General features: G+C 71.6%; 17 protein-coding genes. 6 read left to right on the top strand and 11 right to left on the bottom strand.

Annotated features, from left to right (window positions below; all coding sequences use genetic code 11):
• Nucleotides 1-45 precede the first annotated feature (45 nt).
• Nucleotides 46-1,320 carry a ribonuclease D gene (locus tag ABT381_RS06095; protein ID WP_351588390.1) on the top strand — a complete coding sequence of 425 codons (1,275 nt, stop codon included), beginning with the start codon at nucleotides 46-48 and terminating at the stop codon, nucleotides 1,318-1,320.
• 107 nt (nucleotides 1,321-1,427) lie between these two features.
• Here the strand turns inward: ABT381_RS06095 and ABT381_RS06090 are convergent, their stop codons facing one another.
• Nucleotides 1,428-2,138: a PepSY domain-containing protein gene (locus ABT381_RS06090; RefSeq protein ID WP_351588387.1), complete on the bottom strand. Its 711-nt coding sequence runs from the start codon at nucleotides 2,136-2,138 to the stop codon at nucleotides 1,428-1,430.
• A gap of 239 nt (nucleotides 2,139-2,377) precedes the next feature.
• Between ABT381_RS06090 and ABT381_RS06085 the strand changes: the two genes are divergently transcribed.
• From ABT381_RS06085 to ABT381_RS06075, 3 genes are all read left to right on the top strand, one after another.
• Nucleotides 2,378-3,598, top strand: coding sequence for a thiolase family protein (locus tag ABT381_RS06085; RefSeq protein ID WP_351588384.1), 1,221 nt, complete (start codon nucleotides 2,378-2,380; stop codon nucleotides 3,596-3,598).
• On the top strand, nucleotides 3,595-5,724 hold the full coding sequence (locus ABT381_RS06080; RefSeq protein WP_351588381.1) for a 3-hydroxyacyl-CoA dehydrogenase NAD-binding domain-containing protein: 2,130 nt from the start codon (nucleotides 3,595-3,597) through the stop codon (nucleotides 5,722-5,724). Before ABT381_RS06085 ends, ABT381_RS06080 begins: the two co-directional genes overlap by 4 nt.
• Before the next feature lie 246 nt (nucleotides 5,725-5,970).
• Nucleotides 5,971-6,450 carry a hypothetical protein gene (locus ABT381_RS06075; protein WP_351588378.1) on the top strand — a complete coding sequence of 160 codons (480 nt, stop codon included), beginning with the start codon at nucleotides 5,971-5,973 and terminating at the stop codon, nucleotides 6,448-6,450.
• Between the two features lie 44 nt (nucleotides 6,451-6,494).
• Here ABT381_RS06075 and ABT381_RS06070 read toward each other — a convergent pair whose 3' ends face one another.
• From ABT381_RS06070 to ABT381_RS06050, 5 genes are all read right to left on the bottom strand, one after another.
• Nucleotides 6,495-7,631, bottom strand: coding sequence for a C40 family peptidase (locus ABT381_RS06070; protein ID WP_351588375.1), 1,137 nt, complete (start codon nucleotides 7,629-7,631; stop codon nucleotides 6,495-6,497).
• A 19-nt stretch (nucleotides 7,632-7,650) separates the two neighbouring features.
• A complete protein-coding gene (locus tag ABT381_RS06065) occupies nucleotides 7,651-8,133 on the bottom strand; it encodes a poly-gamma-glutamate biosynthesis protein PgsC/CapC (RefSeq protein ID WP_351588372.1) in 483 nt (160 codons plus the stop codon).
• Nucleotides 8,130-9,602, bottom strand: a complete 1,473-nt coding sequence (pgsB, locus tag ABT381_RS06060) for a poly-gamma-glutamate synthase PgsB (protein WP_351588369.1) — start codon at nucleotides 9,600-9,602, stop codon at nucleotides 8,130-8,132. Before pgsB ends, ABT381_RS06065 begins: the two co-directional genes overlap by 4 nt.
• Before the next feature lie 6 nt (nucleotides 9,603-9,608).
• Nucleotides 9,609-11,843 carry a HAMP domain-containing protein gene (locus ABT381_RS06055; protein WP_351588421.1) on the bottom strand — a complete coding sequence of 745 codons (2,235 nt, stop codon included), beginning with the start codon at nucleotides 11,841-11,843 and terminating at the stop codon, nucleotides 9,609-9,611.
• Nucleotides 11,844-12,131: 288 nt separating this feature from the next.
• Complete coding sequence (locus ABT381_RS06050; RefSeq protein WP_351588366.1) at nucleotides 12,132-13,310, bottom strand: CapA family protein; 1,179 nt, start codon at nucleotides 13,308-13,310, stop codon at nucleotides 12,132-12,134.
• Between the two features lie 65 nt (nucleotides 13,311-13,375).
• On the opposite strand from ABT381_RS06050, the gene ABT381_RS06045 reads away from it, so the two are divergent.
• Complete coding sequence (locus ABT381_RS06045; RefSeq protein WP_467754117.1) at nucleotides 13,376-14,341, top strand: hypothetical protein; 966 nt, start codon at nucleotides 13,376-13,378, stop codon at nucleotides 14,339-14,341.
• Between the two features lie 7 nt (nucleotides 14,342-14,348).
• Here ABT381_RS06045 and ABT381_RS06040 read toward each other — a convergent pair whose 3' ends face one another.
• Nucleotides 14,349-15,098 (bottom strand): Clp protease N-terminal domain-containing protein, encoded by a 750-nt coding sequence (locus ABT381_RS06040; protein ID WP_351588360.1) that lies wholly within the window; start codon nucleotides 15,096-15,098, stop codon nucleotides 14,349-14,351.
• A 99-nt stretch (nucleotides 15,099-15,197) separates the two neighbouring features.
• Here ABT381_RS06040 and ABT381_RS06035 point away from each other — a divergent pair, with 99 nt between their 5' ends.
• Complete coding sequence (locus tag ABT381_RS06035) at nucleotides 15,198-15,611, top strand: NTP pyrophosphohydrolase (RefSeq protein ID WP_351588357.1); 414 nt, start codon at nucleotides 15,198-15,200, stop codon at nucleotides 15,609-15,611.
• Nucleotides 15,612-15,618: 7 nt separating this feature from the next.
• Here ABT381_RS06035 and ABT381_RS06030 read toward each other — a convergent pair whose 3' ends face one another.
• The 4 genes from ABT381_RS06030 to ABT381_RS06015 form a co-directional block, all read right to left on the bottom strand.
• Complete coding sequence (locus tag ABT381_RS06030; RefSeq protein ID WP_351588356.1) at nucleotides 15,619-17,121, bottom strand: amino acid permease; 1,503 nt, start codon at nucleotides 17,119-17,121, stop codon at nucleotides 15,619-15,621.
• A 172-nt stretch (nucleotides 17,122-17,293) separates the two neighbouring features.
• A complete protein-coding gene (gene dxs, locus ABT381_RS06025) occupies nucleotides 17,294-19,234 on the bottom strand; it encodes a 1-deoxy-D-xylulose-5-phosphate synthase (protein WP_351588353.1) in 1,941 nt (646 codons plus the stop codon).
• A gap of 192 nt (nucleotides 19,235-19,426) precedes the next feature.
• The gene (locus tag ABT381_RS06020; protein WP_351588350.1) at nucleotides 19,427-20,737 is read right to left on the bottom strand and encodes a sugar ABC transporter permease; all 1,311 of its coding nucleotides are present in this window, start codon (nucleotides 20,735-20,737) and stop codon (nucleotides 19,427-19,429) included.
• On the bottom strand, nucleotides 20,734-21,537 hold the full coding sequence (locus tag ABT381_RS06015; RefSeq protein ID WP_351588347.1) for an ATP-binding cassette domain-containing protein: 804 nt from the start codon (nucleotides 21,535-21,537) through the stop codon (nucleotides 20,734-20,736). Before ABT381_RS06015 ends, ABT381_RS06020 begins: the two co-directional genes overlap by 4 nt.
• Nucleotides 21,538-21,577: the final 40 nt, after the last annotated feature.

Here is a 21,577-nt window from a genome sequence, read left to right as displayed (position 1 = left end):
ACGTTCCCTCGGCGGACGTGGTGCATACACCGATACCCTTGACTGGTGACCGACGCCCAAAAGACCGCAGAAGACTCGACACTGCGAACCCCCGGGGACGCAACGGAAGACCCCCGGCCGGCGCCGGTTCCGCTTCTCGAACCCCACGAGGGCATCCCGCCCGTCACCGCGACCGACGAGGACCTCGCGCAGGTCGTCGCGGCCTTCGCCGCAGGCAGCGGCCCGGTCGCCGTGGACGCCGAGCGGGCCTCCGGGTACCGCTACGGCCAGCGCGCCTACCTGGTACAGCTGCGCCGTGAAGGCGCCGGCAGCGTCCTGATCGACCCGGTCGCCTGCCCCGACCTCAGCGCGCTGGGCGACGCGATCGCCGACGCGGAATGGGTGCTGCACGCGGCGACCCAGGACCTGCCCTGTCTGCGTGACATAGGGATGCTCCCCGCCTCGCTCTTCGACACCGAGCTGGCCGGACGGCTGGCCGGCTTCGCCCGGGTCGGCCTCGGCGCGATGGTGGAGAACGTCCTCGGCTACGCGCTGGAGAAGGGCCACTCCGCGGTGGACTGGTCCACCCGCCCGCTGCCCGAGCCCTGGCTCCGGTACGCGGCGCTGGACGTGGAGCTGCTGGTCGACCTGCGGGACGCGCTGGAGGAGGAGCTGGACCGGCAGGGGAAGCTGGACTGGGCCCGGCAGGAGTTCGCGGCGATCGCCGCTGCCCCGCCGGCGCCGCCCCGCAAGGATCCCTGGCGCCGCACGTCCGGCATGCACAAGGTGCGACGACGGCGGCAGATGGCGGTCGTACGGGAGCTGTGGACGGCCCGCGACCGGGTCGCGCAGAAGCGCGACGTCTCGCCGGGCAAGGTGCTGGGGGACGCGGCGATCGTGGAGGCCGCGCTGAACGTCCCGCCGAACGCGCACGCGCTCGCCGCGCTGCCCGGCTTCGGGCACCGCATGGGCCGCCGGCAGCTGGAGCAGTGGCAGGCGGCGATCGACCGGGCGCGGGAGCTGCCCGAGTCCGAGCTGCCGCAGCCCGGCCAGCCGCTGAACGGCCCCCCGCCGCCGCGCGCCTGGGCCGACAAGGACCCGGCGGCCGCGGCCCGGCTGTCCGCGGCCCGCACGGCGGTGACGGCGCTCGCCGAGGAGCTGCACCTGCCGCAGGAGAACCTGATCACGCCGGACACGGTGCGGCGGGTGTGCTGGGAGCCGCCGGAGCCGACTTCGTCGGCGGTTTCCGAGGCGCTCGCGGGGTACGGTGCTCGGCCTTGGCAGGTCGAGCTGGTTACCCCCTTGCTGGTGAAGGCGCTCAGTACCTCGTCTGCGGGCTGACGCCTGCGGGCGTCTTGTCCTCAAACGCCGGACGGGCTGGATTTTGCCGGGCGGGCCGCTGACCACCGGCCCGCCCGGCGTTTCGCCGCCGCGGCGGCGAGGGGAACTCAGTCCGTGTCGACGTGGGTGCGGAGCACCTTCTTGTTGCTTGCGTCGATGTCGTACGTCGTCTTGTTCCAGTCGTTCTTCGTGACGACGTCGACGGACCAGATTTCCTTGCCCTGGTCGTTGTCGTCCAGCTCGATCGAGCTGACCGTGCCCTTCTTCTTGCCGGTGGCCACCTGGGCCGCCTGCTGGGCGGTGACCGTGGCCTTCTTCAGCCAGCCGGCGAGCTTCTTCTTGTCGTCGGTGTCCTCGCCGCTGTCGGTCCGGGGCTTGGCCGCCTTCCCGGAGACCGCGTCGACGGTGACCATGCTCTTGGTGCCGTCGGTGGTGGCGACCTCGGTCTCCCACACCGGCTTTCCGCCCATCCCGCGCTTCAGCTCGGCCGAGACCGGCTTGGAGCCGGACACCGCGCCAGTGGCGGCCGTGAGCGCCTTGTCGTAAGTGATCTTCGCCTTGGGGATGAGGGCCTTGCGCTGGGTCTGATCCTCGGTGAGCTTGCCGCTCCCGCTCGGAGAGGCGGAGGCGGACTTGCCGCCGCCGGACGCCGACGGGGACGAGGACGAGGACGAGGAGCCGCCCCCACCGCCGCCCTTGTCGTCGCCGCAGCCGGCGACCAGGGCACCGGCCACGGCCACGGCACACACCAGGCCGGCCGCGCGCAGCCGCGCCGCGCGATTCCCGTACGCGAGCGTTCCGCTTCGCTTCGTATCCATAGGGGCAGAGTAGAGGCGGTACGTCCCCTTACGTCCGCGACGCAGCGAAGACCGGCCGAAGCCACCCGGATCGCGCGAAGCCCCAGGACACCTCCGGAGCAACCGCAGGTGAGTGTGACGTTCGCCGCTCCGGCCGAGGGGGCTGGGCAGGCTGGTTACCCGCAAGTAGCATGACGGTGGGCAGCGCGCCATGAGCGCGCCCCGCAGCAGTGCCATCCCGCACCTGGAGGAGAGCCAACGTGCCTCGTACCGCTAGGGACGTCGTCTTCGTCGACGGCGTCCGCACCCCGTTCGGCAAGGCGGGCCCGAAGGGCATCTACCACGAGACCCGCGCCGACGACCTGGTCGTCAAGTGCATCCGGGAGCTGCTGCGCCGCAACCCGGATCTGGATCCGGCCCGCATCGACGAGGTCGCGCTCGCCGCGACGACCCAGATCGGCGACCAGGGCCTGACCCTGGGCCGTACGGCCGGAATTCTGGCCGGTCTGCCGCAGTCCGTGCCCGGCTTCTCGATCGACCGGATGTGTGCGGGTGCGATGACCGCCGTGACGTCCATCGCGGGCGGCGTCTCCTTCGGCGCGTACGACATCGCCGTGGCCGGCGGCGTCGAGCACATGGGCCGCCACCCCATGGGCGAGGGCGTGGACCCCAACCCGCGGTTCGTGAGTGAGAAGCTCGTCGACCAGTCGGCCCTGTTCATGGGCATGACGGCCGAGAACCTGCACGACCGCCTGCCGCACATCACCAAGCAGCGCGCCGACGAGTTCGCCGTGCGCAGCCAGGAGAAGGCGGCCAAGGCGTACGCGGACGGGAAGATCCAGGCCGACCTGGTGCCGGTCTCCGTGCGCCGCACCAACGCAGAGGCCGGCGAGACCGGTTGGGGCCTGGCCACGGCCGACGAGCCGATGCGCCCGGGCACCACGCTGGAGAACCTGGCGGGCCTGAAGACCCCGTTCCGCCCGCACGGCCGGGTGACGGCCGGTAACGCGGCCGGTCTGAACGACGGTGCCACCGCCTCGCTGATCGCCGCCGAGGACGTGGCGCGCGAGCTGGGCCTGCCGGTCAAGATGCGCCTGGTGGACTACGCGTTCGCCGGTGTCGAGCCGGAGGTCATGGGCATCGGCCCGGTCCCGGCGACCGAGAAGGCGCTGGCCAAGGCCGGCCTGTCGATCGACGACATCGGCCTCTTCGAGATCAACGAGGCGTTCGCCGTCCAGGTGCTCTCGCTGCTGGACCACTACGGCATCGCCGACGACGACCCGCGCGTCAACCAGTACGGCGGCGCCATCGCGTTCGGCCACCCGCTGGCCTCCTCCGGCGTGCGTCTGATGACGCAGCTGGCCCGCCAGTTCGAGGAGCAGCCGCACGTCCGCTACGGCATCACCACCATGTGTGTCGGATTCGGCATGGGTGGCACCGTGATCTGGGAGAACCCGCACTTCGAGGGAGCAGGCAAGTGACGACGACCGCAGAGCTTCTGAAGGGCGCGGCCGAGCTCTTCCCCGACGAGGTCGTGACCCAGGCGCACGTACGCCACCTCGACCTTCCCCAGGGCGCCGGCCGCTTCGCGCTCATCACCCTGGACAACGGCCTGGACCACACCAAGCCGACCACCTTCGGACCGCAGTCGCTGGCGAACCTCAACCTCGCCATCGACCAGGTGGAGAAGGAAGCGGCCGACGGTGACATCGTCGGCGTCGGCATCACCGGCAAGCCGTTCATCTTCGCGGTCGGCGCCGACCTCAAGGGCGTCGAGCTGCTGAAGAAGCACGAGGACGCGCTCGCCATCGGCAAGGGCGGCCACGACGTCTTCAAGCGGCTGTCCGCGCTGGCCGTGCCGACCTTCGCTTACTACAACGGCGCGGCCATGGGCGGCGGCGTCGAGGTCGGTCTGCACTGCAGCTACCGCACGGTCTCCAAGGCCGTGCCGGCCTTCTCGCTGCCCGAGGTCTTCCTCGGCCTGGTGCCCGGCTGGGGCGGCTGCGTGCTGCTGCCGAACCTCATCGGCGCCGACCGCGCGGTCTCGGTCATCATCGAGAACTCGCTCAACCAGAACAAGCAGCTCAAGGGCCAGCAGGTCTACGACCTCGGGATCGCCGACGCGCTCTTCGAGGGCGCGGACTTCCTGGAGCAGTCGCTGATCTGGACCGCCTCCGTCCTCAAGGGCGACACCGAGGTGGTACGGCCCGAGCTGGACCGCGGCGACGCCTGGGACCAGGCCGTGGCGCGCGGCAGGGCCATCGCCGACGGCAAGGTGCACGGCGCCGCTCCGGCCGCGTACCGCGCGCTGGACATCATCGCCAAGGCCAAGAACGGCGACCTGCGCCAGGGCTTCGACGCCGAAGACCAGGCCCTCGCGGACCTGATCATGGGCGGCGAGCTGCGCAGCGGCATCTACTCGTTCAACCTGGTGCAGAAGCGCGCCAAGCGCCCGGCCGGCGCCCCGGACAAGAAGCTGGCCCGCCCGGTCACCAAGGTCGGCGTCGTCGGCGCGGGCCTGATGGCCTCTCAGCTGGCGCTGCTCTTCGCGCGCCGGCTGGAGGTGCCGGTCGTACTGACCGACATCGACCAGGCGCGCATCGACAAGGGCGTGGGCTACGTCCACGGCGAGATCGACAAGCTGCTCCTCAAGGGCCGCGTCAACCAGGACAAGGCCAACCGCCTCAAGGGCCTGGTCACCGGCGTCCTGGACAAGGCGGACGGCTTCGCGGACGCGGACTTCATCATTGAGGCCGTGTTCGAGGAGATGGGCGTCAAGCAGCAGGTGTTCGCGGAGGTCGAGGCGGTCGCCCCGGCGCACGCCGTCCTCGCGACCAACACCTCCTCGCTGTCCGTCTCGGAGATGGCGTCGAAGCTCAAGCACCCCGAGCGGGTCGTGGGCTTCCACTTCTTCAACCCGGTCGCGATCCTGCCGCTGCTGGAGATCGTGCGCGGCGAGCAGACCGACGACGCGTCGCTGGCCACCGCCTTCTCGGTCGCCAAGTCGCTGAAGAAGACCGCGGTCCTGTGCAAGGACGCCCCGGCGTTCGTCGTGAACCGCATCCTGACCCGCTTCATGGGCGAGATCCAGAACGTCATCGACGAGGGCACCCCGGTCGCCGTCGCCGAGAAGGCGGTCGAGCCGCTCGGCCTGCCGATGTCGCCGCTGGTCCTGCTGGAGCTGGTCGGCCCGGCGATCGGCCTGCACGTGTCCGAGACCCTCAACGGCGCGTTCCCCGACCGCTTCAAGGTCTCGCCGAACCTCAAGGCCGTCGTGGACGCCGGCAAGCGCGGCTTCTACGTGTACGACTCGGGCGCGCCCGAGCTGGACCCGGAGGTCGCGGCGCTCCTCCAGCAGGGCGACACCGTCCTGACCGAGGAGCAGACCCGCGACCGCGTCCTGGACGCCGTCGCGCAGGAGATCGGCCTGATGCTCGACGAGGGCGTCGTCGCCGAGGCGCAGGACATCGACCTGTGCCTGATCACCGGCGCCGGCTGGCCCTTCCACCTGGGCGGCATCACGCCGTACCTGGACCGTGCGGGCGTCTCCGAGCGCGTGAACGGCAAGAAGTTCCTCGCCCCGGGCGTCGCGAGCGTGCCCGCGTAACGGACGCGCTCCCACCCCACGGGTCAACTGCCCCGGCACCATCCCTCAGTGGTGCCGGGGCAGTTCCGTATGTGCGGATGCGACGGCTCGCCGGTTCGAGGGTTCGATGGTCCGCCCGGGACGTTAGCGAGGCATTAGCCGTACGTCGGTGGATCAACAGCGGCGGCCGGCAATCTTGTCCTCACGAACCGCAACACCACGCCGTAAGAGTCATCAGAGTCGTAAGAACAGCGAACGAGGACGACCATGCCGCACCGCTCCACCCTCCGCCACGCCCGCAAGGCCGCCGCCGCCATGGTGATCGCCGTCGCCGCGCTCGGGCTCACCGCCTGCCAGGACGGCGGCTCCGGCGCCTCGCCCGCCCCCGCGACCTCGGCCTCGTCCCCCTCCGCGCAGGCCACGCAGTCCCCCACTGCCACGGACAAGACCTCCCGGAGCGCCACCGAGGGCACGCCGTCGGGCACCGCCACGATGTCCGACGCGCGCTGCACGGACCAGCTCGACTACGCGGGCGACCCGAGGTCCAACGCCGAGATCAACTCCATCGGCGAGGAGACCGGCCACTGCCCGGCCCCGGAGAAGGCCGGCACGCCGTCGGGCACCCCCAAGAAGCCCGACGTGAGCTGCACGGACCAGGTCGACTACGCGGGCGACTCCCGCTCCAACGCCGAGATCAACACGATCGGCGAGAAGACCGGCTACTGCCCGCCCGCCCAGCACCAGTGAGCTGACGGCGGCCATGGCGGCCCCGGGCACCGCTCAGCGGCCGCCTACAGCCGCTTCGCGCTGCGCAGTTTCGTGGCGTAGTAGCCGTTGCCGTCCAGGCGGGAGGTGCCGCCCTTGTCGCCGATGGTGGGGCCGTTGACCTCTTCGCGGCTGGACAGGAAGATCTTGTGCCCGTCGGTGTCGTGGCCCAGGTACATGCCGACGTGGTCCAGGCGCTGCTTCGTGCGCGCGTCGAGCTTGAAGAAGACCAGGTCGCCCGGTTGCAGGACGTCGATGGAGGCGGGGCGGTCGCCGGCGCCGACGCCCTTGAGCGGGAGGACGTCGGTGCCCACGTCGGAGCGGGCCATGCCGTTGGCCGTACGGGGCAGCCCGTCGCCGGACTTGTCGCTGGACATCAGCGGGTAGCGGGCGCGGTAGCCCCACAGCAGCCGCATGAAGCCCGAGCAGTCCACCGAGCGGGCACGCGCGGCCTCCGGGGCCGCGGTGGTGCCGTCCCGGAAGCTGTACGGGATGCCGAGGTAGTCGTTGAAGTCGGACAACTCCTGGCGGAGGTCGTTGCCCTCGCTGCCGTTGGGGTTCAGCGGGCCGAAGTTGGCGTCGCCCGCGTACGCGATGCCCTCGTCGTCCTTCTTCGCCGGTGCCTGGTCGGTGTACTGGAAGCCCATCGCGAAGACGTCGTCCTCCTCGCTCCCGAAGTACTGCTTGAACCAGTCCTTGAACCACTTCTCCTTCTCGGCGCCCTTGCGCCACGGCTCGGGCAGCAGCCGCACCCAGTCCTCGGTCACCACCCGGGAGCTGGTGTGGGCCGCCTCGGCGAAGGTGCGGCTGGGGCCCTTGAGGGTGGCGGTGCGGGCGCCGTCGGTGAAGGTGGCGAGCACCGCGCCGCCCTCGCCGCGCAGCACCGAGCGCTCCGGGTGCCGCAGCCGCTCCCAGTGCTGCGCCCCGGTGTCCGTCTTCGTGCTGGACTCCAGTACGGGGCTGTCGGTGACCGCCTGCACGGCCGGGGCCTTGTCCTGCTCCTGCTTGCGCAGCTCCACGGTCAGGAACGCGCTCGTCCCGAGCAGCGCGAGCACGGTCGCGGTGTGCAGGACGGCGCGCTTCTTCTTGGCGGCCTTCGTGGCGGCCTTCCGCGCGGCCTGCTGGTCGGTCGGCTGGTCGGTCGGCTTGCCGGGGGCACTCATGAACGGTCTCCGTACGGGGTCAGGCGGACGGCATGAAGCCGAGGAGGATGCCGGCGGTGAGGACGACGAACGCCATCAGGGTCACGGAGCCCGTGGCGAGCAGCGTGGGGCCCTTGGGCTGGCGGACGAGCTGGTAGGCGATCAGACCGGGGACGATGAAGCCGAGCGTCTGGTTCGCGTACATCAGCGGGAACTCGATGGACAGCACGATCATCACGGTCGCCTGCAGGGCCACGCCGGTGAGCACGACGGCGGCGAACAGCCGCTTGCCGTAGAGGATCACGAAGCGCTGCATGAGCAGCACGGAGACGTACGTGAGCACGGTGACGCCGACGACCATCGCGGCGCGCTGCAGGTCCTCGACGAGGGTCAGCGCCAGCCAGCCGGGCGTGATCATGCCGCCCGGCGAGAGGTTGGTCGTGAGGTAGCAGACCAGCGAGAAGAGCAGGCCGAGCGCGATCCCGATCGCGGCGATCTCGGGGGTGAGGACGGACGGGATCAACGGGGTTCTCCTGGACTCTGGCTCTGCGGGCTGTGCCACTGCTGAGGGTGGTCGGCCGCCGGGACCGGCGGCACGCGGGGCTCGAACAGGCCGCGTGCGTGCGGCTCCGGCTCGGTCCTGGGCGCCGGCACCCACGGCTGGTGCCGGGTCTCGTACCCCTCCGGGTACGGCGCGTAGGGATCGACCGTGGGCGCGTACAGCTGCATCGTGTCCGCGTGCTGCACGTGCTCCCCGTGCCCGGGTGCGTCGGCCGCCCCGTCCATGGCGTCCGGGGTGCCGTCCGGGGTCTCGTCCGGCGGGAGTTCGGCGAGGTGTTCCAGGAGCAGTTCGCCCTGGCCGTGGATGTTGCCGATGGCGACGAGCGAGGAGTCCGGGCCGAGCCGGCCGAGCAGCTCGGCCATGAACTCCTCCGGGTCGCGCCGGTCGCCGCCGAGGTCGACCGCCCGGTCCCGCCACTCGGCCGGGATCGCGTCGATGGCGCTCTTCGCGGGGTGGCCGATGACGAAGACCCGGTCGGGCCGGAGGTCGGGGATGATCTCGCCCATCTGGCCGTTGCGTTCGACGCGGTCGGGGCGGCAGTTGATGACGACGTTCAGCGGGCGGTGGACGGCGCCCAGGTCGAGCAGCTGGTTGATGTTCATCAGCGTCGACTCGGGGTCGTTGGCCGCGAAGACGTTGGCGAAGCGGAGCTTCTTGCCGTCCTCGGTGGCGTACCGCTCGACGGAGAGCACGCCGGGGTCCGGCGGCGCGTCGTACATGCCCTTGAGGGCGGTCTGCCGGTCCACGCCGAGGAGTTCGGCGACGGTGAGCGCGATCGCGACGTTCTCCTTGAAGGTGAACCAGCTGAAGCCGCGCAGCTCCTCGTCGGTGACGGTCTCCGGGTCGGCGTAGACCAGCTCGCAGTCCCGCGCCGCCGCCTCCTCCTGGAGGATGTGGAAGCGTTCCTTCTCGGCGGTGACGCAGATGCCGCCCTCCGGCATCGACCGGCACAGCGAGCGTGCCACGTCGTCCAGCGTCGGGCCCATCTCCGCGAGGTGGTCCTCGCGGACGTTGCACAGCACGCCGATCGTGGAGCGGATCAGCTTGGACTGGTTGATCTCCTGGAGCGCGGGCATGACGGCCATGCACTCGATGACCAGCGCGTTCGGGCGGTAGGTCGCCGCGCGCCGCACGATGCCGATCTGCTCGACGACGTTGGCGATGCCGAACTTGCGGTAGACCGGCTCCTCGGTGGCGTCCGGGTGGATGAAGCGGGCGGCCGTGCCGGTGGTCTTGGCGACCGTGGTCAGCCCGCCGCCGCGCAGCGCCCCCGCGCACAGCCGGGTGATGGAGCTCTTGCCGCGGATGCCGTTGACCAGCACCCGCGTCGGTATCCGATCGAGATTGGCGAAGTGCCGCCGCTGCTCGATGACGCCCGCGACCAGGAGGACGGCACCGCACACCACCAGCACGATGTAGAGGAAGAGCACGGTGGGTCAGTTCCTTCCGGCGAGGGTGGCGGCGCCGTCCCGCTTGCGCGGCTGTCCCTGCAGCTGCTGGCGGACGATCTCCAGGCTGCGGGTGACGGCGCCGACCTCGTCGTGGTGGCGCGGATAGAGCACGGTGCGGCGGTCCCCGCCGGCCAGCGCCTCGGCCTGCCCGGCGAGCGCGCGCAGCGGGCGGACGACGACGATGTGCAGCCAGCCCAGGCAGGCGGCGGCCGCGGCGGAGCCGAGCAGTCCGGCCAGTACGGTGCGGTTCTGCAGGCGGTACGCGGGGATCTCCAGGCCCGAGGCGGGCTGCCAGCTGACGACGGTCCAGTGCAGGTCCTCGGCCGCGCCGCCGCCGACGAAGGGCGCGGCGGCCGCGATCTGGATGCCGGTGCCGTCGCGGTGCAGGACGCCGCTGGGGCGCGGGCTCATGCCGACCTTCTGGTTGCTGCCCGCGACCAGCTCCTTCAGCCGGTCGTTCGGCAGCTGCTGGAAGGCGCGGTAGCCGGTGTTGCCGCCGATGACGCGGCCCTGGCGGTCCACGACGCGTACGTCGCCGAGGCCCGGGCGCTTCAGCAGCGAGTTGAGGAAGTCGATGCGGAACTCGCCGACCACGGCGGCGCCCGCGCGGCCCGGCACCTCGGCCGTGCCGAGGATCACCGGCTCCTTGCTGGTGTGGTCCAGCAGCCGGACCGGCGCACTGGACGGAGCGCTGCCCGCCGGGCTGTGCGGGTCGTCGCCGGCCTGAGCGAGCACCTTGCCGTGCGCGTCGAGGACGTACAGGGACTGGTACCGGCCGTGCTCGGTGAGGGTGCCCCGCAGGACCTTGGTCATCTGGCCGGGCTCGGTGCGGTCGCCGATCAGCGAGGCGACGGAGACCAGGTCGGCCTGGCCTTCGTTGAGCGCGCGGCGCACCCGGTCGGTGAGGGTGTCGGTGCGCTCGCGCTGGTCGTTGACGAGCTGCTGGGGTACGACGACGGAGTCGCCGGCCCGGTTGACGAGCAGCAGCAGCGGCGCGCACCACACGAACAGCAGGACGGCACTGGCGGCGATCAGCGCGCGGGTGCCGAACCGGGAGCGGGTGCGGCCCGCCGGTGCCGGCGCGTCCGGGGCCTCGCCCAGCAGCTGGCGGCGCAGCCGTTCCAGCGCCGTGCCGATACGGGCCGCCTCGCCGTACCGGGGCACGGTCACGGGGCGGGTGAGGTCGCCGCGGGTGAGCCGGCGGCTCTCCAGGAACAGCCGGATGAGCGGGCGCTGCACGGTCCCCAGCAGCAGCGCGATGCTGAGCCCGCCGATGACCAGCAGCGCGCCCGCGGCGATCAGGCCGAAGAGCGGGCTGCTGGTGGCGGTGGGGTCCTCGGCGACGGGGACCATCGAGACGACGGTCAGGCCGAGCCCGGTGGCCACGGTGAACTCGCCGGGCTCGGGCGCCGCGAGGGAGGCGTACCCGGCGACCGACCGGTCACCGGCGTACCGGTCGCCGACCAGCGAGCCGCTGACGCCCTGGAAGCCGCCGGAGCCGGGCTCCTTGGCGGAGAGGGGGTGCTGGGCCGCCCGCCGCGCGGCGTCGGCCGCGAAGGACTTCAGCTGCTTGCGGGAGCGGGTGACCTCGGCGCGCTGGAGGTCGGTGAGGACCTGCTCGGGCTCGGGGATGCCGTCGCTGCTGAGCACGTTGCCCCGCTGGTCGACGACGGCGATGGAGCGGAAGTCGCCGAGGCTGATGCCGGGGAACTTCAGGCCGCTGGTGGAGACCAGCAGCTGCTGCGGGTGGCCCTCCCAGGTCAGCAGGGCGAGGGTGAGCAGCCGTACCTCGCCGTTCTGCAGCCGGACCATGCGCGGCGCGAGGCCGTTCTCCTGGGACAGCCGGGTCCGGTCGATGGCGGTCAGCGGGACGTTCTCGCCGCGGGCCGCGAGCAGCTTGCCGGACTTGATCTCGATGACGGCGGTGCCGCGCCACTTCTGGTACACGTTGCCGAGCTTGTCCAGGACGGCGTCGGCCGGGACCGGGTCGGAGGCGCTGAAGAGGCCGGCGACCCGGGTGAGGTCGGTGACGCTCTCGTCGATCGAGGCGCGCATCGCGATGGCGCCGTCCTCGGCGAAGTGCTGCTGGGAGGTCAGCACCGCCTTGGCGACGGGGTCCTGGCCTATCCGGCCGAGGGTGAGGGCGGTGAGGCCCGTCAAGGTGAGGATCAGAGCAGACAGCACAGCGATGGGCGGCCGTATGCCGCCCAGCAGGGACATGTCGGCCCGTCGGCGGACCTTGTGCCGCCGCTTCGTAGCCGAAGCGGCCAACGGGGGGCTCCCTTCCTGGAGCTCAGCCGGAGCGCGCTCCAGGTGCTGCGTGCGGGCTGACGTGCGGGTATGTCGGAAAACCGCGGCGCAGGAGCGGGCCTTGTGGGCACGCTCCTGCGGTGAAACCGCATAGAAGACCCGCGTACCGCGGGAAGGGTTGTACGAGTTTCGTAAGTTTCCGCTGTGAGGTGGGCGACGTCCGGGCGTACCGGCGTACCAGCGGCCGGACGGGCGCGGTCAGCCGGCCGGCAGCGGTTCCAGTGGCCGCGGTCCGTCCTCGCCCGCGCCCCGGTTGAGCAGCGTGCCCTGAGTGCGCTCGAAGGCGAGCCGGTAGCGGGCCCGCTGGTCCGCGGTCAGCCCGTCGCCGTCCCGCAGCGCCGCCGCGACGTCGACCAGCCGGTGGTCGGTGACGGCTCCCTCGGGCAGCTTGCCGCTCTCGTCGGGGTCCGGCGGCAGGTCGACGAGCGTGGGGACGTACTTGGGCGTGACGTCCCAGCCGCCGCCCTGCCGCTCGGCGAACTCGAACCAGCCGATCACGCCCTCCTCGGTCAGCCCGGAAGGCACGTCGTGCCGGGCGAGCTGGTTGCCGAGGCCGTACGCGATCCAGGTGCCGTCGACCTTCTCCATGGGCTGCACGACGTGCGCGTGGTGGCCGATGACGAGGTCGATGCCGGTCTCCTTCGCGAGCCGGCGGGCGAACTTCAGCTGCGGTGCGCTGGGCTCGGGGTGGTGCTCGCGGCCCCAGTGGATGCTGAGGACGACGGCCTCGGCGCCGGCCTTGCGGGCCCGGCGCTCGGCCGCCGCGATCTTCTCGAAGTCGTTCTGGTTGACCAGCCACGGCTTGTCCGCCGGCACCTCGCGGCCGTTGAAGCCGAAGGCGTACGAGAGCTGCGCGACCTTGACCCCCTTGACGTCCATGATCAGCGGGGTGGCCGCCTCGCGGGCGCTGCGCGCCGAGCCGGTGTGCTTGAGCCCCGCCGCGTCCAGCACGTCCAGCGTGCGCTTCACCCCCGAAGGGCCGTGGTCCAGGGTGTGGTTGGAGGCGGTGGAGCAGGTGTCGTAGCCGACGTGCTTGATCGTGGTGGCGATCTGCGGCGGTACGAGGAAGTCGGGGTAGCTGCGGAACGGGCCGCCGGGCTTGCCCGCGACCGGCTCGAAGTGGCAGATCGCCAGGTCGGCCTTGCTGATCACGGGCTTCACCCCGGCCATGATCCGGTCGAAGTCCAGGCCCTGCTCGCCGCCGCCGGTCGCCGCCGCGTCCTTGCGCGCCTGCTCGGTCAGCTGCGGGTGGATCAGGATGTCACCGGCCGCGGCGACCGTGAAGCGGCGGCCGTCCGGCTTCACCGCGGCCTCCGTCTCCGCGGCTCCGCAGCCGGCGAGACCGGCCAGCGGGAGGAGGGCGGCGGTGGCGGCCACGAGCCTCCGAGTCGAACGGAGACTCCAGTAAGGGCGATTCGTCACTCAGTTAACTTTATACAACTATGACCGTGGTTCGGACGAACAAGATAACGATTGCGCGAACGCTCCGGCTGTTCGCGGCCGTTGCGGCGCTGGTCACGGCCGCCGCCTGCGGGGCGGGGCCCGGCGGTGTACGGGCCGAGGGCTCGGCGGAGCCGACGCCCGTCGACCTGGTGCGCCGGGTCACCGGCTACACCACGGGCTTCTCCCCCGCCGGCGGCTACGTCCGCCCGGAGCGGGCGCAGCGGCGGGCGGTCGCGGCGGGCGTCGGGCTGCTGCTCGACGGCCGCCGGGACGCCGCCCGCGCCCGGCTGGCGGACGCCGGGTACACGGTCCGCACCCTCACCGACCGGGCCACCGGGCGGCAGTACGCCGAGGTGGCCGACCGCGACCGCGGCTCGGAGGCGGAGCGCGGCTGGGGCCGGGTCTACGTCGACCTGGAAGCGCCGGCCCGCTGGTCGGTGCAGGTGCCGCACCCGGTGGCCGACCAGGACACCGAACGGCTGGGCGTCGGCGTGCTGCTCGCCGCCCGGGGCGGGGTGCTGGTCCTGGCGGGCGCGCACCGCGACGCGGGCAGCGGCGACCGCGCGGACGTGGCGCACCACCGCGACACCGTCTTCGACGCGGTCTGCGCCGAGCTCGTACGGCGCGGGCTGCCGGGGCTGCAGATCCACGGCTTCGCCGACTCCTCGGCGCCGGAGTACGACGTGATCGCCTCGACCGGGCGGGGCACGGCGGCGCGCGCGGACGGCCGGGCCCTGGCGGACGATCTGCGGTCGCACGGCTTCGAGGTGTGCCGCGCCTGGGCCCGTACCTGTCCGCTGGCCGGCGAGACGAACGTGCAGGGCCGGCGCGCCCACGCCGCCGGCGTGCCGTTCCTGCACATCGAGTACCGCCACGGCGTCCGGGCCCGCGAACACCGCGCGGTGGTGGTGACGCGGGCCATGACGGCCGTGGTGACGCGCTGGTCGGGCAGTACTCAGGGCTGACGCGCCGTCACTCCTGCGGCTTGTCCGCCACGAGGGCGGCCAGGGTGGCGGTGACCCATTCCTCGGCGGCGGCCTTGGTGACGCCGAGGCGGGTCAGGACGCCGTCGCCGTCCTCCTGCTCCAGGAGGGCGAGCAGTACGTGTTCGGTGCCGATGTAGTTGTGGCCGAGCCGCAGGGCCTCGCGGAAGGTCAGTTCCAGGGCCTTCTTGGCCGCGGCGTCGAACGGGATGAGGGCGGGGACCTCGGCGTCCGCGCGCGGCGGCAGCGCGGCGGTGGCCGCCTCGCGTACCGCCTCGGGCGTGATGCCCTGCGCGGCGATCGCCTTCACTGCGAGGCCCTCCGGCTCGGCGAGGAGGCCGAGGACGAGATGCGCCGTCGTGATCTCGGTGTGGCCGGCCGCCTTGGTCTCGTTCTGGGAAGCGACGACGACGTTGCGGGCGCGCGGCGTGAAGCGGCCGAAGCCCTGGCTCGGGTCGAGGTCCGAGGTCGCGGGGCCCTTCGGGACGAAGCGCTTCTGGGCCGCCTGCTTGGTGACGCCCATGCTCTTGCCGATGTCCGTCCAGGACGCGCCGGAGCGTCGCGCCTGGTCCACGAAGTGGCCGATCAGGTGGTCGGCCACGTCGCCGAGGTGGTCGGCGGCCAGTACCGCGTCGGTGAGCTGGTCGAGGGCGTCGGTGTGCACCTTCTTGATGGCCTCGATCAGGTCGTCGAGGCGCACCGGCTGCGTGCTGCGTACGGGTTCCACGGAATCTGCCATGCGTCAACGGTAGGTTGACGATGACCGGGGCGTCAACCCCAGGTTGTCGATTCGCGGATAGTGATCTCCCCGGCGGCCGCGGAATGCCACGATGAACGCATGACAGCGACAACCACCCTCATCGTCGACGGCGCCAACGTCGTCGGCTCGGTGCCCGACGGCTGGTGGCACGACCGGCGGGGCGCGGCCGAGCGGCTGCGCGACGGCCTCGTGGCGTACGGCGGGAGCGGGCTGCCCGGCATCGCCGACCCGCCGGTGGAGCTGGTGCTCGTCGTGGAGGGCGCGGCGCGCGGGGTGGCGAGCGTCGACGGCGTACGGGTGGAGTCGGCCGACGGCAGCGGCGACGACCGCATCGTCGAACTGGTCGCGGCCCGGCCCGAGGGGCGGCCCTGCGTGGTCGTGACGGCCGACCGGGGGCTGCGGGCCCGGGTGGAGGCGCTGGGCGCCCGGGTGACGGGCCCCCGTTCCGTACGCCCGGCCGGCACCGGTGGCGGCCGGGCGTACGGCAGATGAGGAGCCGTCAGCCGCGGCGCCCCATCCGGCTGTGCGACCGCCCGTACACGAAGTAGAAGACGAGCCCGACCGCCATCCAGACGGCGAACCGCAGCCAGGTCTCCGCGGTCAGGTTGATCATCAGCCACAGGCACGCCAGCACCGACAGGACCGGCACCAGCGGCACCAATGGGGTACGGAAGGAGCGCGGCAGGTCGGGGCGGGTGCGGCGCAGGATGATCACGCCCAGTGCGACCACGACGAAGGCGAACAGGGTGCCGATGTTGACCAGTTCGGCCAGGACGTCGATGGACGTGAAGCCGGCCACCACGGCGACCACCACGCCGAGCGCGATCGTGGACCGGTAGGGCGTGCCGAAGCGCGGGTGGACCGTGGAGAACACCCGGGGCAGCAGGCCGTCGCGGCTCATCGCGAAGAAGACCCGGCTCTGGCCGAGCAGCAGGATCATGCTGACGGAGGTGAGGCCGACGGCCGCGCCGAAGCTGATCAGACCGGCCCAGAAGGGGTGCCCGAGGTCCTTGAAGGCGTCGGCGAGCGGCGCGTCCGTGGACAGCTTGCTGTACTTCTGCATGCCGGTGACGACGACGGACACGACGACGTAGAGGACCGTACAGATCAGCAGCGAGCCGAGGATGCCGCGCGGTACGTCGCGCTGCGGATTGCGGGCCTCCTCGGCGGCGGTGGCGACGATGTCGAAGCCGATGAAGGCGAAGAAGACCACGGCGGCGGCCGCGAAGATACCCATCACGCCGAAGCTCGCCGGGGTGAAGCCGAACAGCAGCTGGACCAGCGGCGCCTGCCAGCCGCTGCCGCCCTCGCTGGGCACGGACTTGGGCACGAACGGCTGGTAGTTCGCGCCGTTGATGAAGAACGCGCCGACCACGATGACGATCAGTACGACGGTGACCTTGACGCCCACGACCACCGCGGTCACCCGCGAGGACAGCTTCATGCCCGCGACCAGAATGGCCGTCAGCACGAGCACGAGGATGCAGGCCAGCAGGTCGAACCCGAAGTGTCCTTCATGGGTGCCGGAGAGCCCCTGCGGCAGGTGGACGCTCGCGGAGTCCAGCAGCGAGCGGATATAGCCGGACCAGCCCACGGACACCACGGCACAGGCCAGCGCCAGCTCCAGGACCAGGTCCCAGCCGATGATCCAGGCGGGGAATTCGCCCAGCGAGGCGTAGGAGAAGGTGTACGCGGAGCCGGCGACCGGGACGGTGGAGGCGAACTCCGCGTAACAGAGCGCGGCCAGCGCGCACACCACACCGGCGACGATGAAGGAGAGGGCGACAGCGGGGCCCGCCGTCTCCTTGGCGATCTTGCCGGTGAGCACGAAGATGCCGGTGCCGATGATCACCCCGACGCCGAAGACCGTGAGGTCCAGCGCGGACAGTGACTTCTTGAGCGCGTGCTCGGGCTCCTCCGTGTCGCGGATCGACTCCTCGACCGTCTTGGTACGGAAAAGGCCGCGGCGGCGGCCCTCCTGCTCTGGCAACGAACTGCTCATGGGCGAACCTCCGCCTGGGCGACCGTCTGGGAATCCCCAACTGACCGAGTCTCGGCAAAAGCGGGGAACAGTCACTGACGGCTTGCCCGAAGGCGCCACAGATCACTCGATATGCGCAGGGACCGGTCCGCACCCGAACGAGTGCGGACCGGTCCCTGCGGCGTCGGACCGATCAGTCCTGGGCGACCTGGGCCGGCTCGGCGGCCTGCGCGTCCCCGGTGTCCTCGTAGCGGCCGTCGATCTTCGCGACCAGGCCGGTGACCTGGCGGGCGATGTCCGGCGCGGTGAGGCCGATCTCGGCCATGATCTCCTTGCGCGACGCGTGGTCCAGGAAGCGCTCGGGGATGCCGAAGTCGCGCAGCGGCACGTCCACGCCCGCGTCCCGCAGCGCCTGCGCGACCGCGGAGCCGACGCCGCCGGAGCGGATGTTGTCCTCGACGGTGACCACGACGCGGTGCCGGTCGGCCAGGCCCGGCAGGGCCGCGTCGACCGGCTTGACCCAGCGCGGGTCGACGACGGTCGTGGAGATGCCCTGCTTGTCCAGCAGGTCGGCGATCTCCAGGCACATCGGGGCGAGCGCGCCGACGGAGACCAGCAGCACGTCCGGGCGCGTGACGCTCTCGGGCGCGTTGCGCAGTACGTCCATGCCGCCGATCCGGCCCACGGCCTCGACGGCCGGGCCGACCGCGCCCTTGGAGTAGCGCACCACGGTCGGCGCGTCGTCGACCTCGACGGCCTCGCGCAGCTGGGCGCGTACCTGGTCGGCGTCGCGCGGCGCGGCGATCCGCAGGCCCGGGACGACCTGCAGGAGCGACATGTCCCACATGCCGTTGTGCGAGGCGCCGTCCGTGCCGGTGACGCCGGAGCGGTCCAGGACGAAGGTCACGCCGCACTTGTGCAGCGCCACGTCCATCAGGACCTGGTCGAAGGCGCGGTTCAGGAACGTCGCGTACAGCGCGAAGACCGGGTGCAGACCGCCGGTCGCCAGCCCCGCGGCGGAGACCGCGCCGTGCTGCTCGGCGATGCCCACGTCGTAGATCCGGTCGGGGAACGCCTCGGCGAACTTCTTCAGGCCGACCGGCTGCAGCATCGCCGCGGTGATCGCGACGATGTCCTTGCGCTCCCGGCCGAGCTTGACCATCTCCTCGCCGAAGACGGAGGTCCAGTCGGCGCCGGAGGCGGAGACCGGGAGGCCGGTGTCGGGGTGGATCACGCCGATGCCGTGGAAGCGGTCGGCCTCGTCCTGCTCGGCGGGCTCGTAGCCGCGGCCCTTCTGGGTCAGGCAGTGCACGATGACCGGGCCGCCGAAGCGCTTGGCGCGCTGCAGCGCGGACTCCAGCGCCTCCATGTCGTGACCGTCGATCGGGCCGACGTACTTCAGGCCCAGGTCCTCGAACATGCCCTGCGGGGCGATGAAGTCCTTCAGGCCCTTCTTCGCGCCGTGCAGCGTCTCGTAGAGCGGCTTGCCGACGACCGGGGTGCGCTCCAGCAGGTCCTTCCCACGGGCCAGGAAGCGCTCGTAGCCGTCGGTCGTACGGAGCGTGGCGAGGTGGTTGGCGAGGCCGCCGATGGTCGGCGCGTACGAGCGCTCGTTGTCGTTGACGACGATGACCAGCGGGCGGTCCTTGGCGACCGCGATGTTGTTCAGCGCTTCCCAGGCCATGCCGCCGGTGAGCGCGCCGTCGCCGATCACCGCGACGACGTGGTCGTCCTTGCCGCGCACCTGGTTGGCCTTGGCCAGCCCGTCGGCCCAGCCGAGCACCGTGGAGGCGTGGCTGTTCTCGATGACGTCGTGCTCGGACTCGGCGCGCGAGGGGTAGCCGGACAGGCCGCCCTTGGCCCGCAGCTTGCCGAAGTCCTGGCGTCCGGTCAGCAGCTTGTGCACGTAGGACTGGTGGCCGGTGTCGAAGAGGACCCGGTCCTGTGGCGAGTGGAAGACGCGGTGCAGGGCGATGGTCAGCTCGACCACGCCGAGGTTCGGGCCGAGGTGTCCGCCGGTCTTGGAGACGGCGTCGACAAGGAACGTACGGATCTCTCCCGCGAGCTGCTCCAGCTGCTCCGGTCCGAGCCGGTCCAGATCGCGCGGTCCCCTGATGCGGGTCAGCAGCGCCACCCGTGCCTCCTTGTGCGTTGCGTCGAGCTGTTTTCGAACCGCTTCGGGACGGTCCGAGCTGATCGAGCTTGCCGATCAGACGAGTCTAATGTTCCGCGCGCTGCCACTGCGCGCGGGCCGTGCGAGGAATGTCACGCATATGGCCCCCACCCGTAGGGAACCGGGCAGGGGCCATCGGGCTGACCGGGCGTGTCAGGTCCGTCCGGCCGTCTTCTGGGTCCGCCGGGAGACCGAGTCGATCACGACGGCGGCCAGCAGCACCGCGCCGGTGATCATGTACTGGATCTCGCTGGCCATGCCCAGCAGGTTCAGGCCCTGCTGAATGGACTGGATCACCAGCATGCCCAGCAGCGCCGACCAGATCTTGCCGCGGCCGCCGAAGAGGCTGGTGCCGCCGATGACCGCGGCGGCGATCACGTTCATCAGCGTGTTGCCCGCGCCGAGGTTCTTCGTGGCGCCGCCGGAGAGGCTGGCGATGAAGAGCCCGCCGAAGGCCGCGAGCATCCCGGAGATCGCGAAGACCGTGATGCGGATCTTGTCGACGTTGATGCCGGCCCGGCGGGCCGCCTCCGCGTTGCCGCCGACCGCGAAGATCTGCCGGCCGTAGGTCGTGCGGCGGACCACGAAGTCGGCGACGACCAGGACGGCCAGGAAGACGACGAGGGCGAGCGGCAGGCCGCGCGCGCCGGCCGGCTCGTTGAGCACGTACGCGACGACGAAGGCGATCACCGCGACCACGGCGGTGCGCAGGCCCACCTCGCTCAGCGGCCGCGAGGGCAGCCCGGCGGCCTTGCGGCGCCTGGTGTCCAGCAGCAGCGAGCCCGCGTACGCCAGCACGGCGACCAGCGCCAGGCCGTACGCCGCCGCCTTGTCCTCGAAGTAGTAGCCCGTGAGGTAGGCGACCACGCTGTCGTCCGGCGTGTTGATGGAGCCTTCCTTGCCCATCATCCAGATCTGCAGGCCGCTCCAGCCGAGGAAGCCGGCCAGCGTGACCACGAAGGCGGGCACGCCGATCTTGGCGAAGAAGAAGCCGTGCAGCGCGCCGATCAGCAGGCCGCAGACGATGGCGAGCAGGACGGACAGCCAGTCGTTCAGGCCGTTCGTCACGCTGAGCACGGCCCAGACCGCGGCGCCCACGCCCGCCACCGAGCCGACCGAGAGGTCGATCTCGCCCAGCAGCAGCACGAAGACGATGCCGACGGCCATGATGCCGAGGCCGGAGGTGTAGACGCCGATGTTCGCGAGCGAGCCCGCGGACAGGAAGCTGCTGGTCTGCAGCTGGAAGACGACCGCGATGACGATCAGGCCGAGGACGACCGGGAGCGAGCCCAGCTCGCCGCCGCGCATCCGCCGGGTGAAGTCGGTCCAGTACCCCTTGAAGCCCTGCTCGCGGACGAGCAGGCGGGGGTCGACGGCGGCGGCCGGGACGGCGCCCTGCTCCGCCGCGGCGGCGCCCTGGTCCGGCGTGCCGCCCGCCGCGCTCTTGGTGAGGTCGCTGCTCATGACGCGCCCTGCTCCTTCTTCACCTGGTCCGTACGGGCCTTGCGGCGCGTGACGGCGTTGTCCGAGGCGCCGGTGATGGCGGCGATGATCTCCTCGTGGGAGGTGTCCGCCACCGGGAAGACGCCGTTGTTGCGGCCGAGGCGCAGCACCGCGACGCGGTCCGCGACGGCCTGCACGTCGGCCATGTTGTGGCTGATCAGGATCACGCCGTGGCCGCGCTCGCGGAGCCGCTCGACGAGGTCGAGGACCTGCGCGGTCTGCTCGACGCCGAGCGCCGCGGTCGGCTCGTCGAGGATGACGACCTTGGGGTCGCCGATCAGCGCGCGGGCGATGGCGACGACCTGGCGCTGGCCGCCGGAGAGCGCCGCGACGGGGATGCGGACGCTGGGGATGCGGATGGACAGGGTGTCCAGCAGCTCCTTGGCGCGCTTCTCCATGGCGATCTCGTCCAGCACGGAGGCGCGGCGCAGCTCGCTGCCGAGGAAGAGGTTGGCGACGACATCGAGGTTGTCGCAGAGGGCGAGGTCCTGGTAGACGGTGGCGACGCCGAGCTCCTGGGCGTCGTGCGGCCGGTTGATGCGGACCGGTCGCCCCTCCCACTCGATGGTGCCTTCGTCGATGGGGTGGACCCCGGCGATGGTCTTGACGAGGGTCGACTTGCCGGCGCCGTTGTCGCCGACCAGGGCGACCACCTCACCGGGTTCGATCTCCAGCGTGACGTCCGAGAGCGCCTGGACGGCGCCGAACCGCTTGGAGACCGAGCGCAACGCCAGCACGGGCGCAGCGGACACGTGAATCATCTCCTTCGCCGCCTGTCGGGCGGGAATGGTGCGTACGAGG

The organism is Streptomyces sp. NPDC000151 (assembly GCF_040301705.1).
Taxonomy (GTDB): Bacteria; Actinomycetota; Actinomycetes; order Streptomycetales; family Streptomycetaceae; genus Streptomyces.
Note: the sequence above shows the minus strand (reverse complement) of the source record. Positions and strands in the feature narration are given on the sequence as shown.

Excerpts from the sequence above, each read along its gene's own strand:
- ABT381_RS06090 (WP_351588387.1), bottom strand. The coding sequence starts at position 2,138 with ATGGATACGAAGCGAAGCGGAACGCTCGCGTACGGGAATCGCGCGGCG.
- ABT381_RS06075 (WP_351588378.1), top strand. The coding sequence starts at position 5,971 with ATGCCGCACCGCTCCACCCTCCGCCACGCCCGCAAGGCCGCCGCCGCC.
- ABT381_RS06070 (WP_351588375.1), bottom strand. The coding sequence starts at position 7,631 with ATGAGTGCCCCCGGCAAGCCGACCGACCAGCCGACCGACCAGCAGGCC.
- ABT381_RS06055 (WP_351588421.1), bottom strand. The coding sequence starts at position 11,843 with ATGTCCCTGCTGGGCGGCATACGGCCGCCCATCGCTGTGCTGTCTGCT.
- ABT381_RS06045 (WP_467754117.1), top strand. The coding sequence starts at position 13,376 with ATGACCGTGGTTCGGACGAACAAGATAACGATTGCGCGAACGCTCCGG.
- ABT381_RS06040 (WP_351588360.1), bottom strand. The coding sequence starts at position 15,098 with ATGGCAGATTCCGTGGAACCCGTACGCAGCACGCAGCCGGTGCGCCTC.
- ABT381_RS06035 (WP_351588357.1), top strand. The coding sequence starts at position 15,198 with ATGACAGCGACAACCACCCTCATCGTCGACGGCGCCAACGTCGTCGGC.
- ABT381_RS06030 (WP_351588356.1), bottom strand. The coding sequence starts at position 17,121 with ATGAGCAGTTCGTTGCCAGAGCAGGAGGGCCGCCGCCGCGGCCTTTTC.
- ABT381_RS06020 (WP_351588350.1), bottom strand. The coding sequence starts at position 20,737 with ATGAGCAGCGACCTCACCAAGAGCGCGGCGGGCGGCACGCCGGACCAG.
- ABT381_RS06015 (WP_351588347.1), bottom strand. The coding sequence starts at position 21,537 with ATGATTCACGTGTCCGCTGCGCCCGTGCTGGCGTTGCGCTCGGTCTCC.